Here is a 13,946-nt window from a genome sequence, read left to right on the forward strand (position 1 = left end):
CTTCGTCGGTTCTTCAGAAGGCTGCGTTGAAGATGAGCCCGGACAGCGCCCCGCCGATCAGCGGTCCCACTACCGGAATCCACGAGTAACCCCAGTCCGAGGTGCCCTTGTTGGGAATCGGGAGCAGGGCGTGGACGATGCGGGGGCCCAGGTCACGGGCCGGGTTGATCGCGTATCCCGTGGGACCGCCGAGCGACAGACCGATGCCGACGACCAAGAACGAGACGATCAGAATCGCGGTGCCGGACACACCGAGTCCCTTGGTCAGCCCGAAGGCGAGGATCGGCAGCACCAGCGCTATCGTCGCGATGATCTCGGTGATGAGGTTCGCCACGGTGTTGCGGATCGCGGGCGCGGTGGAGAAGATCCCCAGGGTCGGCTGAGCGATGTCCTCGTCGGCGTTGGCCTGGAACTGCGCGTAGTAGACCAGCCAGCAAAGCACCGCACCGAGGATCGCGCCGACCATCTGGCCGGCGATGTAGACGGGGACCTTGTCCCATTCCCCGGTGTCGATGGCGATCCCGAGCGTCACGGCCGGGTTGAGCTGCCCGCCGGACAGCGGTGCGGCGGTGTACGCGCCGGCCATCACGCCGAAACCCCAGCCGAAGGCGATGACGACCCAGCCCGCGTCCTTGGCCTTGGAGTAGTTGAGTACGACGGCGGCGACCACGCCGGCCCCGAAGAGGATCAGGATCGCGGTCCCGATGACCTCACCGAGAAATATGTCTCCATTGCTCATGGCGGCTCCTAGGCCTGACCGGGACCATCGGCCCGGTTCTCCTGCGGGGTGCGTTTCCCATGGCGACTTCAGCCGAAGGCAGGGATGGTCCCGCGCCCCGCCCGGCGTCCGTGACGAGCGTGCCGTAGCAGCCGAATCACCCGTGGGGGAGTGGGCCTTGGTCCAGGCGGAACCGCACGGCGCAGTGCGTGGATACGCCGAGAATGTACGGCGATGTCGGCTGACACCGGGAAGTGTTCACCGGCGTCCAGAGGGCGTCAAGGTCGCCGACGCCAACGGTTGAGGGCGTGCCGACGGGGCACGGACCCACGCCGACCGTGCTCCTGGCGCGCCCGCTGGTGGGTGGGATGGGCACCGAGGCCCTGCTGGGGCCGGCAGGCAGGCCAGTTCCTGCTGGACCCGGCAGAGGCCGATGGTCATGACTGTGCTGAGGCCCGCGGTCACCTTTCAGCCACCGCCGGCCACGTGGAGAAAGCGTCTCACCCCCTGCCGGGCTCCGCCACCGCGCACTCAGCCTGGGGCGGGGCGGCCTCCACCCCGCGCAGGATCTCCAGCCCGGGCAGCCCCGCGCGGCCCAGCACCCAGCTCGCCCCGCTCAGTGACTTCGCGGCCTTCTTCAGCGGAGCCAGACAGGAAGCCGCCTGCCGGTGGTCCGTCACGCTGCCGGGTTCGCACAGGACGGTGGCCAGCGACAATGTGACGGGATGTCCAGCTGCCGACCAAGGTGTGTCGAGGACCGAGGCGGCCAGCGGGTTCAACCCCTCCGGATCCGCCAGTACCAGGAAGTCGTCCCCGCCGATGTGACCCACGCGGGTACTGTCCGACGCCGCGTGTTGCAGCGCTCGTCCCACTGACCGGATGAGTTCGTCGCCAGCCGCGAAACCGGCTCCGTCGTTGACCTGTTTGAAGTGGTCGACATCCAGCCAACTCAGCGCGAACGTCCGCCCGTCCGCGATCCGCCGGTCCACCTCGCCGGTGATCGCGTCCGAGCCCGGCAGCCGCGTCAGCGGGTTGAGTCCGGCCGCCTCCTCGACCCGGGTCTCAGCCAGGGCCCGCACGAGGTCCGCGAGCCGTACGACGCCCACACACCGGCCGTACCGGTCGACCACGGCCACATCGTCCGAGGTGCGGTCCCTGCCGCCGTCCGCGACGACGTCCAGCACCTCCCACGCCGTGGCGTCGTCGCCTACCGTGCGCGGCTGATCCCCCAGCTTGGCCGCGGGCCGGTCCGCATAGAGGGCATGGCCGTAGCGACCCGACATCGACAGCAGGAAGCGGGAACGATGCACCGATCGCACCGGAACACCGCTGCGGTCCACCAGCAGGACGCCGGACACGTCCGGCGACCCGGTCAGCAGCGCCCGAACCTGGCCGGCGGACGCGGTGGCGGGCAGCAGTGCGGCCGGCCGCACGAACTCCCGCACCGACGGTCCCGATCGCGGCGTCGCCGCCAGTCCGGGGGAGCGCGGTGGAACGTAAACCTCCGCCGCGGGCAGCCGAGCCGGCGGGGCGAAGAGGTCACCCTGTGCCAGCTGCGCACCGGCCGACCGCGCGGACGCGCACTGCAGTTCCGTCTCCACGCCCTCGACGCACAGGAGCGCGCCCAACTGCTCGCACAGCGTCCGCATCGCCCGCGCCCCCGCCGGTCGCGTCAGCATGGACGCGTCGAGCTTCACGAGGTCCGGCGCCATCTCTGTGAGCAACCGCAGCGGGACGTCTCCGTCTCCGACGCCGTCCGCACAGATCCGGAAACCCTGACCGCGGAGGGCGCCGATCGCTTCCAGCAGCGCCTGCTGGGGCACGTGCGTGTACGGCGGCCCGATGTCGATCGTCACCTCCCACGGCAACCGACCCGCCACGCGCACGGCCTCGCGCAGCGGGGTGAGCCCGCCCAGGTCGGCGAGAGTGCCGGCGAACACGTTGACGTACATGGGCAGCAACGTCTCCTTGCGAGCTGCCGCACGAAACGCCAACACGGCCAGCCGACCGTCGAGTTCGGGGTCACGGCGGGCTTCGGCCAGGACGTCGCCGGTCTCCGGGCGGGCGAGTATCTCCAGCCCCGCGACTCCCCCGGTCGTCAGATTGACCACCGGTTGGAAAGCGAAGCGGAGAGTATCCGTCCAGGAGTCCACGGGAGCATGATTGCGCCGACCACGCACCCCCGAGTCCAGTTCATGAGACGTTCACACAGGATTCCGGGTTGCTTACGCTGCGTAGATATATGCCTGGTCGTCAGGTCTCAGCGCACCGCGACCACCGCGGACCCGTGCCCGAACAGCCCCTGGTTCGCGGCGATGCCCACCCGCGCCCCGGCGACCTGCCGGTCACCAGCACCTCCTCTCAGCTGCCAAGTGAGTTCGCACACCTGGGCGATGGCCTGGGCGGGAACAGCCTCCCCGAACGACGCCAGGCCACCGCTCATGTTCACGGGTATGCGTCCACCCGGCGCTGTCGAGCCCTCCCGCAGCAGCTTCACGGCCTCGCCCTGGCCGCACAGGCCCAGATCCTCATACCACTGCAACTCCAGCGAGGTGGACAGGTCGTAGACCTCTGCGAAGCTCAGGTCCTCGGGGCCGAGGCCCGCCTCCTCGTAGGCGGCGCGCGCGATCGATTCCCGGAACGTTCCGTCCGCCGGTCGCACCGCCGCTGCCGAGTCCGTCGCTATGTCGGGCAGATCCAGGACCGTGTTGGGGTAGCGCGGCGTCACAGTGGACACCGCACGGATACGCACCGGATCCGTGGCACCGTGCCGACGCGCGAACTCCATGCCGGCCAGCACAAGGGCAGCGCCTCCGTCCGAGGTCGCGCAGATGTCGAGCAGCCGCAGCGGGTCGGCGACCACCGCGGAGGCGGCGACCTCCTCGGCGGTGACCGGCTTGCGGTAGCGGGCGTAGGGATTCAGCGCGCCCAGTGCGGCGTTCTTCACCTTGACCTGCGCGAAGTCCTCCGGTCTGTCCCCGTGCACGGCCATCCGCCGACGCGCGTACAACCCGAAGTACGCAGGATTGGTCGCACCGAGAACTCGGAAGCGGAGCCAGTCCGGATCGTCGGGCCGGTCACCGCCCGCCGGCCGGAAGAACCCCTTGGGAGCCGCATCGGCCCCCACCACGAGCACCACGTCCGCAAGTCCCGAAAGTATCTGCGCCCGCGCGGTGTTGACGGCCTGCGCCCCGGACGCGCACGCCGCGTACACGCTCGTGACCCGGGCGCCCTGCCAGCCGAGCGCCTTCGCGAACGTCGCCCCCGCCACATAGCCCGGATAGCCACCCCGCACGGTGTCCGCACCGACGATCGACCCGATGTCCCGCCACTCCAGTCCCGCGTCGGAGAGTGCCGCGCGGGCCGCTGCCACCCCGTACTCGACGAAGCCGCGTCCCCACTTTCCCCAGGGGTGCATCCCCACACCGAGCACCGCCACCTCGTCCGTCACGTCGCCACCCCCGTCGGCCGCCAATGCCAGGTCGTCCAGATGGTCTCGGAGTCCTCGTGCAGCACGCCCGGAACGACCTCGACCTCCATGCCCACCGTCAGATCGGCGATGGTGATCCCGGGAACCGCCTGTCCCAGCACCACGAGGCGCTCGGATTCCAGCTCCACAGCGATCAACGCGTACGGCTCCCAGGGAAGTTCCGGATCGGTCACATAGGGTGACGGAGGCCGATACCGGCTGTCCGTGTACGACCAGACGCGCCCGCGCCGCGAGAGCGGCACCTCCTCCAGGTCACCGCCGGAGCAGTCCGGGTTGCGGCAGTGGGCGTCCTCCCGCGGAAAGAAGACCGAAGCGCAGGTCGAGCAGCGGGTGCCCAGCAGCCGGAAGTTCTCCCCGTCACCGGCGAACCACCGGGCGACCACAGGCATGCGCGTGCGTGGCATAGTCCCTCCTGAGAAATGAATCTGACGGGACGTCAGAAGTGTGCCACGGGCAAACGCGAAGCGGCAGAGCGACCTTGCGAGTGGATTGCATCCGGCTGCTTCCCTCGCGGAACGGACTCCTGACAGACGCAGGACACGCCCAGGCGAAACGCGAGCCACCGCGCCGGAGAATTTCGGGGCGCTGAGAACCGTGGACCCCACCAGCATTGAGGAGATGCGCTATTTCACCCCGCACAACTTCGTGGGCGAGCGCATCGACGGCTGGCATCAGCCCGTTTGCATCCTCCCCCGACCGGTCGCCGAAGCGCTCCACCCGGCCCTGCGGCGGCTCCTGCGCAGGGCTGATCGCGGAGAAATCCGGCCACAGCCGCGGCTCGACCATGGGCCTGACGATCGTCCGGCTGCCGACCAAACCCACCACGCCGTACGTACCAGGACAGCCCCTCGTGCCCTGCTACGCGCGCGAGGGTGAGCCCACCAAGCCCTGATAGCCAGCCCCCGGAAGACGCCCTTCCGCTGATCGGATACAGTCCGCCGCGTGTCCGAAACTCAGTTCTCCACCCCCAACTCCGCAGCAGACTCCCACTGTTCGAGCTGCGGCGCGCCCTACGGAGAGGGCGTCTCCGGCTGGCCCCGAACCTGCCCGGTGTGCGGCACGTTGGCCTACCGCAACCCCCTGCCGGTAGCCATCGCACTCCAGCCCGTGTACGACACCAAGGGGACCGCCTTGGTCGTCATCACCCGTACCATCGCCCCCGCGCGCGGAGGCATCGCTCTGCCGGGCGGCTACATCGACGATCGCGAGGACTGGCGGCAGGCCGTCGTCCGCGAACTCAAGGAAGAGACCGGCATCAACGCGGCCGGCCGCGACGTACGACTCGCCGACGCGATGAGCTCCCCCGAAGGCCACCTGCTGCTGTTCGGCCTCCTGCCGGAACGGCCCGCCGACCGCCTCCCGACCTCGGCCGCCACGGACGAGACCGAGGGCTGGCACCTCCTGCACAGGCCGGAGGAGCTGGCGTTCCCGCTGCACACGCTGGCGGTGAAGGCGTTCTTCGAGGGCCGCTACCTCTGAGGCTCATCGAGCCCACGTATCCGCACGGGACGGGGTGACGTGATCACGCCGTCCTCGTGCTCCAGCTCCACCAGCAGCTTTCCGCCTTCCCAGCGGGTGACATAACGCTCGATCTCCGGTTCCTCCCAGCCGTCACCCGTATCAGGCACAACCAGCCCGCCCCCGGTACGCCCCCGGGCGGGCGCCCACACCTCCAGTTCCAGCCCGCCGTCGTCCCCACGCACGGGGACGACGGCGCCAGAGCGCGCCAGCACCGGGATCCGGGACACGGGCGCCTCGACGAGAACCTGTCCCGGCCCTTCGTACGCCCGCCCCGTCGCCGTGTCGTACCAACGCCCTCGAGGCAGCTGCACCGCACGCCGGTCCGCGCCCGGATCAAGCACCGGCGCCACCAGCAGGCAGTCGCCCAGCAGAAACGCATCCTCGCAGTCGCGCAGCGCACGGTCCTCGGGCGCCGACCACCACAGCGGACGTACATAGGGCGCCCCGGTGCGCCGGGCCAGATGTGCCAGCGTCACGAAGTACGGCAGCAGCCTCCGACGCTCGACGAGCGCCACGCGCGCGTGCTCCAGCGCCTCGGGGCCGAACTCCCATGGTTCCCGGCGTCCCGCCCGCATACTCGCGTGCGTACGGAACAGCGGCAGATACGCGGCCAACTGGAACCATCGCAGATACAGCTCCGGCGAGGGACTCCCGTCGAATCCGCCCACGTCCGGCCCCGAGTACGGCACCCCGCACAGCCCGAGGCCCAGGACCAGCGACAGCGAGGCCCGCAGCCCCGGCCAGCCCGTCGCGACGTCACCGGACCACGTTCCGCCGTAGCGTTGCATACCGGCCCACCCGGAACGTGAGAAGACAAAGGGCCGCTCCTCGGGCGCCAGTTCGAGCAGCCCCTCGTAGCCGGCCCGGGCCATGCACAGCCCGTAGACGTTGTGTGCCTCCCGATGGTCCCCGCCCCGCCCTTCCAGCGAGTGCCGGGCCGAACGCGGCAACGTCGACTCCCCGAACGCCGCGAACGAGGTCGGCTCGTTCATGTCATGCCAGAAACCCGAGAAACCCAGCCCCAGCCGTTCCTCGTACAGACCACCCCACCACTGCCGCACGCGCGCGTGCGTGAAGTCCGGGAAGACCGCCTCCCCAGGCCAGACGACCCCTCGCACCAGCTGCCCGGAGGCGTCCCTCACGAACGCGTCCTCGGCCGACCCGCTGTCATACACGGCATTGCCCGGTGCGGCCTTGACCGCCGGGTAGACGATCGACACCAGGCGGATGCCGTCCCCGCGCAGGTCCTCGGCAAGCTGTGGCAGTTTGGGGAAACCCTCCTGGTCGACCGTGAACACCTGGTGCTCGTCGTAGTGGTCGATGTCCAGATGGACGGCGTCCAGCGGCAGATCTCGCTCCTGATACCCCGAGACGATCCGCCGCACCTCCTGCTCGCTGCCGAAGCCCCACCGCGCGTGCTGGTGGCCCAGCGCCCACGCCGGCGGCAGCGCGGCCGCACCGGTGAGAGCGGCCCAGATGAGCAGTACGCGCGCGGGGGTACCCACTGTCACCCAGCAGCGCAGCGGGCCGCCGTCCATCCGCAGTTCGCTCGTCCCCGCCCGGTCATGCCCGGAACCGGCGCCCTCCTCGCCCTCCCGCAGCGTCACCGTGCCGTCCCACGAGTTGTCGTAGAACGCCAGGTGCGTGGCCGCGTCGGCCACCACCAGCTGCACCGGCATGGTGATGTACAGCGGGTCGTCGCCCGGGCCGAACGCACGGCCGGGGTCGGTGTTCCACAGCCGATAGGTTCCGTCCCTCAACCGAGGGCCCGACGCCCGCCCTCCGAGCCCGAAGAACCGCGCGTCCGCGGCCACCTCCGAGCGCTGCATCCACCGTGCGGAACCACCACCCACCGGCTCCCACCAGCGCGGCGGCAGCTCACGCCGAAGCGTCACGCCCCCGGGCGTCTGCACCTCCACGGCGCCGTGCCGCGAGATGACGACCGTCACCCGCTCGGCCACGACCCGCCAGCCACCGTCCTTGTCGGGCTCCAGCACCGCCCGGGGGTCTGGCTCCGGACAGCGGTCCACGAGCGCGTACGACGGCTCGGGACCGGACCCGTCCCAGCCCCAGAAGACGGCCCCGCTCACGGCGACGGTGATCCGCAGCTCGGACCGGCTGAACCGGATGACACCACCCCCCGGACTGGGCCGCACCTCCTGCACGGGTCCGGGCACCCGAGCGCGCTCGGCCCCCCGGCGCGGCAGCCCCGCGGCGTCGACACGCCTCCTGCGCCACGCCGCCCGCACGGTACGCAACCCCTGGGCCGCCCCCACAGAACCGACCACCTTCATCGAACGCACCAGGTCACGACCGTCCATGCTGCTCAGCCTGCCATTGACCGCCACACACGCGTGTGCCGTTCAACTGCCGTTCACCCGTGCCGGGACCACATCTTCACGACACGGACTATGTGGGGCGGACCCTGGTGTAGAAGTCGATCACATGGCATCGTCCGTGTCAGCCGCGTCACGCGCACAACCCAGCCGTGCGCGGAAGACGCACACGACGCGCACAGTCCGGGAGCCGCTCCATGTCGATCATGAACCCTCAGCCGCTCTGGCAGCCAGATCAGGAACGCATCGCCCAGGCTCAGGTCACCAAATTCCAGGCCTGGGCGGCCGAACACCACGGCGCCCCATCCGAGGGCGGCTACGCGGCCCTGCACCGCTGGTCGGTCGACGAACTGGACACCTTCTGGAAAGCCGTCACCGAGTGGTTCGACGTACGCTTCTCCACCCCCTACGCGCGCGTGCTGGGCGACCGCTCGATGCCCGGCGCCGAGTGGTTCCCCGGCGCGACCCTGAACTACGCCGAGCACGCCCTGCGCGCTGCCGCCAGCCGCTCCGACGAACCCGCCCTTCTGCACGTCGACGAGTCCCACGACCCTCGCCCCGTGACCTGGTCCGAGCTGCGCCGCCAGGTCGGCTCCCTCGCCGCAGAGCTGCGCGCCCTCGGCGTACGCCCCGGAGACCGCGTCAGCGGCTACCTACCGAACATCCCCCAGGCCGTCGTCGCCCTCCTGGCCACGGCCGCCGTCGGCGGTGTCTGGACCTCCTGCGCCCCCGACTTCGGCGCCCGCAGCGTCCTCGACCGCTTCCAGCAGATCGAACCGATCGTCCTGTTCACCGTCGACGGCTACCGCTACGGCGGCAAGGAGCACGACCGCCGCGACGTCGTCGCCGAACTGCGCCGCGAACTGCCCACGCTGCGCGCCGTGGTGCACATTCCGCTCCTCGGTACCGAGGCTCCCGACGGCGCCATCGAGTGGTCAGCCCTCACAGCCGCCGACGAGGAACCCGTTTTCGAACAGGTCCCCTTCGACCACCCCCTCTGGGTGCTCTACTCCTCCGGCACGACCGGCCTCCCCAAGGCCATCGTCCAGTCCCAGGGCGGCATCCTCGTCGAGCACCTCAAACAACTCGGTCTGCACTGCGACCTGGGCCCCGAGGACCGCTTCTTCTGGTACACCTCCACGGGCTGGATGATGTGGAACTTCCTCGTCTCCGGCCTCCTCACCGGCACCACGATCGTCCTGTACGACGGCAGCCCCGGCTTCCCCGACACGGGAGCCCAATGGCGCATCGCCGAACGCACGGAAGCCACCCTCTACGGCACGTCCGCCGCGTACGTCATGGCCTGCCGCAAGGCCGACGTCCACCCCGGACGCGACTTCGACCTCACCAAGGTGCAGTGCGTCGCCACCACCGGATCACCACTGCCGCCCGACGGCTTCCGCTGGCTGCACGACGAGGTCCGCGACGACCTCTGGATCGCCTCCGTCAGCGGCGGCACGGACGTGTGCTCCTGCTTCGCGGGAGCGGTGGCGACCCTGCCCGTGCACATCGGCGAGCTCCAGGCCCCCAGCCTCGGCACCGACCTGCAGTCCTGGGACCCCAGCGGCGAACCCGTCACCGACGAGGTCGGCGAGCTCGTGGTCACCAACCCCATGCCGTCCATGCCGATCTACTTCTGGAACGACCCCGACAACAGCCGGTACCACGACAGCTACTTCGACACCTACCCCGGCGTATGGCGACACGGCGACTGGATCACCGTCACCTCCCGCGGCTCCGTCGTCATCCACGGCCGCTCCGACTCGACGCTCAACCGCCAGGGCGTCCGCATGGGCTCGGCCGACATCTACGAAGCGGTGGAGCGACTCCCCGAGATCAAGGAATCCCTCGTCATCGGCATCGAACAGCCCGACGGAGGCTACTGGATGCCCTTGTTCGTGCACCTGGCTCCGGGAGCCGCGCTCGACGAGAACCTCCTGAACCGCATCAAGCAGACCATCCGTGAACAGCTCTCACCACGTCACATCCCCGACGAGGTCATCGAGGTCCCCGGCGTCCCCCACACCCTCACCGGAAAGCGCATCGAGGTCCCGGTCAAGCGTCTCCTCCAGGGCACCCCGCTGGAGAAGGCGGTCAACCCGGGCTCCATCGACAACCTCGACCTCCTGCACTTCTACGAGGAACTGGCCCGCAAGCGCGCCTGACCCCCGCCCGGCCCGAGCCTCGCCAAACCACGCGAAGCCCGAGGCCGGACGCTTGCGACACCTCGTCCCGACGCCGTTGTCAGTGCCGCCGGTTACTGTGAGTGAGCATTGATCGACTGCGCACAGGGGGAAACATGGCACACACCGACGACCAGACGATGCGGCGCGTCCTGCGTCGTGAAATCGCCGGCACGATCGGCCTGCTGACCGACGAGCACGACTTCCGTGCCATGAGGCACTACCGCAGCTTCACCTTCGACGACCACAAGATCTATCTCCAACAGGTGGAGGCCCTCCTCAGGACCCGGGCCTCCCAAGGCAGCCATACTACGATCGCCCTCTTCGACCCACAGGAATACGCCGAGTTCTGCGCGCAAACGGACCTCGACCCCGACAACCCGTCGAGCCGCACGCGCTTCACCGCCGAACTCGCAACCACCGGACCCACCCTCCCCTACCAGGGCGAGCCCCTGGCAGACCTCGTCCCAGCCCTTGTCGACGAAGCCGTCCGACAAGCCACATGGGAGTACGCGTCCACACTCCTGGCACGCCTTGGCGCCTGCGCCACCTGCGGTGAGGACTTCGGCCGCGCGGCCTTCGCCCGGGCCTCGAACCTCCTCGTCCGCATCCTCGACACGGCCCACCCGGGAAGCCGACACCTCGTTTGCAGTGTCACGGGAACCCCCGAGACGCTCGTCTCTGTCCTGCATGCCGACGAAGACGCCGAGGGCGCCACACACCTCGACCAGGCCGAAGCCCTGGAATTCACCACCGTCCTCGCCCTTGGCCTGGCCACCCAGAGCCCCGGCGGGCTCGTCATGCGGACCAGTACCCCCGGCTCCTGCGACCGCATCTACGGCTGGCGCCTGCGAGGGGAGGGCCTGGAACCTCTCACAGCAGGCGAGGTCTTCGACGCCTACTGCACCGATATCGATTCCGGAGATCTGATCTCCCCGGAATCGGGCGTCGACTACTGCGTCCCGCCGGATCTCGGCAATGAGGAAACCCCACCGGCACACCAGCACTGAACACCGACGGGGCGCTCCACCCAAGGAGTGGAGCGCCCCACAACAAACACGACGCGGTCGACCGGCCCGACTACTCGCCGGACAGCACCGCCTGAGCGGCGCTGCGCGCCTCCTCGGCGCTGTCCGCCGCCCGCGCGGCCGCAGCAGCACGCTCACACTGCGCCAGCGTGTACTTCGCCAGCGTGGCCCGGACATAAGGAATCGACGCCGAACCCATGGACAGGGAGGTGACACCCAGACCGGTCAGCACACACGCCAACAGAGGGTCCGACGCCGCCTCACCACAGACACCACAACTCTTGCCCTCGGCCCTCGCCGCCTCCGCGGACAACGCGACCAGGTCGAGCAGCGCGGGCTGCCACGGATCCTGAAGCCGGGACACCGCACCCACCTGACGGTCCGCGGCGAAGGTGTACTGCGCGAGGTCGTTCGTCCCCAGCGACAGGAACTCGACCTCCTGCAGGATCGAACGCGCCCGCAGAGCGGCCGACGGAATCTCCACCATCGCACCGAACTTCGCCTTCAGCCCGGCCGCGCGGCACGCGTCCGCGAACGCCTTCGCATCGGTACGGTCCGCCACCATCGGGGCCATGACATCGAGGTAGACGGGAAGCCCTTCCGCCGCCTTCGCGAGCGCCGTCAGCTGGGTACGCAGCACCTCGGGGTGGTCCAGTAGCGTCCGCAGGCCCCGCACACCCAGCGCCGGATTCGGCTCGTCGGCCGGTGTCAGGAAGTCCAGCGGCTTGTCCGCGCCCGCGTCCAGGACACGCACGACGACACGGCCCTCGGGAAAGGCCTCGAGCACCTGTCGGTAGGCCTCCACCTGCTTCTCCTCCGACGGCGCCTTCTTGCTGTCGTCGAGGAAGAGGAACTCGGTCCGGAACAGACCGACACCCTCAGCGCCCGCCTCGACAGCGGCCGGCACATCCGACGGCCCTCCGACATTGGCGAGCAGCGGCACCTTGTGGCCGTCCGCGGTGGCACCCGGCCCGGTCGACGCCGCGAGTGCGGCCTTGCGCGCTGCGGCAGCGGCCTCCAGCTCCGCCTTCTTGGCATCGGTCGGGTTCACGAAGATGTCGCCTGTGCTGCCGTCAACAGCGATGACCGTGCCTTCGGCGAGCTCACCGGCACCCGGCAGCGCGACGACGGCTGGCACGCCGAGCGCCCTCGCCAGAATCGCGCTGTGACTGGTCGGCCCGCCTTCCTCGGTGACAAAGCCCAGAACGAGAGTCGGGTCCAGCAGCGCCGTGTCGGCCGGAGCGAGGTCGCGAGCGACCAGGACGTAGGGCTCGTCGCTGTCCGGGACACCCGGCATCGGGACCCCGAGCAAACGAGCGACGATACGATTCCGCACGTCATCGAGGTCCGCGACACGACCGGCGAGATATTCGCCGGCACCCGCCAGCAGCTCGCGGTACGCGGCGAAGGCGTCGTACACAGCACGCTCGGCAGTGCTGCCCACGGCGATACGCCGATCCACGTCCGCCATCAGCTCCGGGTCCTGGGCCATCATGGCCTGCGCCTCAAGGACTGCCTGGGCTTCGCCTCCCGCCAGGTTGCCGCGTGCCATCAAGTCGGCTGCCACGGCCTCCACGGCCTTGCGAGCGCGCCCCTGTTCACGCTCCGCCTCCTCGGCCGGAATCTGCTTGGCAGGCGGCTCGAGTACCGCCGTTCCCATGTGCCGAACCTCGCCGATCGCCACACCGTGGCTCACGCCGACGCCTCGCAGGGTTGTCTCCATCTCACCCGTCTCCGATAGTGCGGCAGGTCCCGCCGCCGCGGTGGTTTTCGTCCTTACTCGCCGCCGTAGGACGGCACGGAAGTCACTTCCAGACGAAGAGACTGTCGCCGGCCTTCACATCGCCGTTGTCACGCAGTTCAGAGAGGGCCTCTGCCGTGGCTTCGAGGGCCACGACCGGGCATACCGGGGACTTGCCGACTGCCTCGACGGCTGAGGGGTTCCAGCGGACGATGCCCTGGCCACGCGTCACGGTGTCCCCCTTGTTCACGAGCAGCTCGAACCCCTCGCCGTTGAGCTGCACGGTGTCGATGCCGAGGTGGATGAGTACACCGTGGCCCTGCTCGTCGACGACGACAAAGGCATGCGGGTGGAGCGAGACGATGACTCCGTCCACCGGCGACACCGCCTCGGACGGCTCGCGCACCGGGTCGATCGCAGTGCCCGGGCCGACCATGGCCCCGGAGAAGACCGGATCCGGCACTGACGCCAGTCCGACGGCGCGTCCTGCAAGTGGGGACGTGACGGTGGTCATGGGAAGCCTCCCAGGGGTGGAGATCAATATGGGCCGTCGCTGCCTGTGCCGGACGGCACACTGTTCAGCAGGGTATGTCACACGAAGTGCCGGTTCCGCGCGGGCACTCCAGAGTGGTCTAGACCATACCTCATATCGATTTGCACCCGCTCTGTCGGCGCGTGTACAGTCGTACTCCTGCTTGGGGCTGAGTGAAGCAACTACGCATCCTCGTCCGGCAGCACCAAACTTGTCAGATCCTATCCATGGGTCACTTTCTGCATGTCTGCAGGACGGTGGTCAGGGAGTCGGAAAAACCCTGATAGAGTTTGAAACATCGAAGGGAAGCGCCCGGAGGAAAGCCCGAGAGGGTGAGTACAAAGGAAGCGTCCGTTCCTTGAGAACTCAACAGCGTGCCAAAAATCAACGCCAGATA

General features: G+C 69.3%; 10 protein-coding genes and 1 pseudogene. 4 read left to right on the plus strand and 7 right to left on the minus strand.

Annotated elements, in window-relative coordinates; translation table 11 throughout:
• Positions 1-13: 13 nt before the first annotated feature.
• The 4 genes from KUM44_RS16225 to KUM44_RS16240 form a co-directional block, all read right to left on the minus strand.
• A complete protein-coding gene (locus KUM44_RS16225) occupies positions 14-739 on the minus strand; it encodes an MIP/aquaporin family protein (RefSeq protein WP_217208585.1) in 726 nt (241 codons plus the stop codon).
• A 479-nt stretch (positions 740-1,218) separates the two neighbouring features.
• On the minus strand, positions 1,219-2,871 hold the full coding sequence (locus KUM44_RS16230; RefSeq protein ID WP_217208586.1) for a GGDEF domain-containing protein: 1,653 nt from the start codon (positions 2,869-2,871) through the stop codon (positions 1,219-1,221).
• A 107-nt stretch (positions 2,872-2,978) separates the two neighbouring features.
• Positions 2,979-4,169 carry a lipid-transfer protein gene (locus KUM44_RS16235; protein WP_217208587.1) on the minus strand — a complete coding sequence of 397 codons (1,191 nt, stop codon included), beginning with the start codon at positions 4,167-4,169 and terminating at the stop codon, positions 2,979-2,981.
• Complete coding sequence (locus KUM44_RS16240; RefSeq protein ID WP_217208598.1) at positions 4,166-4,591, minus strand: Zn-ribbon domain-containing OB-fold protein; 426 nt, start codon at positions 4,589-4,591, stop codon at positions 4,166-4,168. The genes KUM44_RS16235 and KUM44_RS16240 overlap by 4 nt, the downstream gene beginning before the upstream one ends.
• 106 nt (positions 4,592-4,697) lie before the next feature.
• Between KUM44_RS16240 and KUM44_RS45405 the strand changes: the two are divergent.
• A pseudogene (locus KUM44_RS45405) lies at positions 4,698-5,085 on the plus strand (D-alanyl-D-alanine dipeptidase); the annotation flags it as partial.
• A 65-nt stretch (positions 5,086-5,150) separates the two neighbouring features.
• Positions 5,151-5,687, plus strand: a complete 537-nt coding sequence (locus KUM44_RS16245) for an NUDIX domain-containing protein (protein WP_217208588.1) — start codon at positions 5,151-5,153, stop codon at positions 5,685-5,687.
• Here the strand turns inward: KUM44_RS16245 and KUM44_RS16250 are convergent.
• Positions 5,678-8,050 (minus strand): TIM-barrel domain-containing protein, encoded by a 2,373-nt coding sequence (locus KUM44_RS16250; RefSeq protein WP_217208589.1) that lies wholly within the window; start codon positions 8,048-8,050, stop codon positions 5,678-5,680. The two genes, KUM44_RS16245 and KUM44_RS16250, sit on opposite strands and share 10 nt — an antisense overlap.
• A 212-nt stretch (positions 8,051-8,262) precedes the next feature.
• Between KUM44_RS16250 and KUM44_RS16255 the strand changes: the two genes are divergently transcribed.
• On the plus strand, positions 8,263-10,230 hold the full coding sequence (locus tag KUM44_RS16255; RefSeq protein ID WP_217208590.1) for an acetoacetate--CoA ligase: 1,968 nt from the start codon (positions 8,263-8,265) through the stop codon (positions 10,228-10,230).
• Between the two features lie 134 nt (positions 10,231-10,364).
• Complete coding sequence (locus KUM44_RS16260; RefSeq protein ID WP_217208591.1) at positions 10,365-11,258, plus strand: hypothetical protein; 894 nt, start codon at positions 10,365-10,367, stop codon at positions 11,256-11,258.
• Positions 11,259-11,328: 70 nt separating this feature from the next.
• Here the strand turns inward: KUM44_RS16260 and ptsP are convergent, their stop codons facing one another.
• On the minus strand, positions 11,329-12,999 hold the full coding sequence (gene ptsP / locus KUM44_RS16265) for a phosphoenolpyruvate--protein phosphotransferase (RefSeq protein WP_217208592.1): 1,671 nt from the start codon (positions 12,997-12,999) through the stop codon (positions 11,329-11,331).
• Between the two features lie 82 nt (positions 13,000-13,081).
• A complete protein-coding gene (locus KUM44_RS16270) occupies positions 13,082-13,531 on the minus strand; it encodes a PTS glucose transporter subunit IIA (RefSeq protein WP_217208593.1) in 450 nt (149 codons plus the stop codon).
• Positions 13,532-13,946: the final 415 nt, after the last annotated feature.

It is taken from the genome of Streptomyces sp. AC550_RSS872 (assembly GCF_019049285.1).
In the GTDB taxonomy this organism is placed as follows: Bacteria; Actinomycetota; Actinomycetes; order Streptomycetales; family Streptomycetaceae; genus Streptomyces.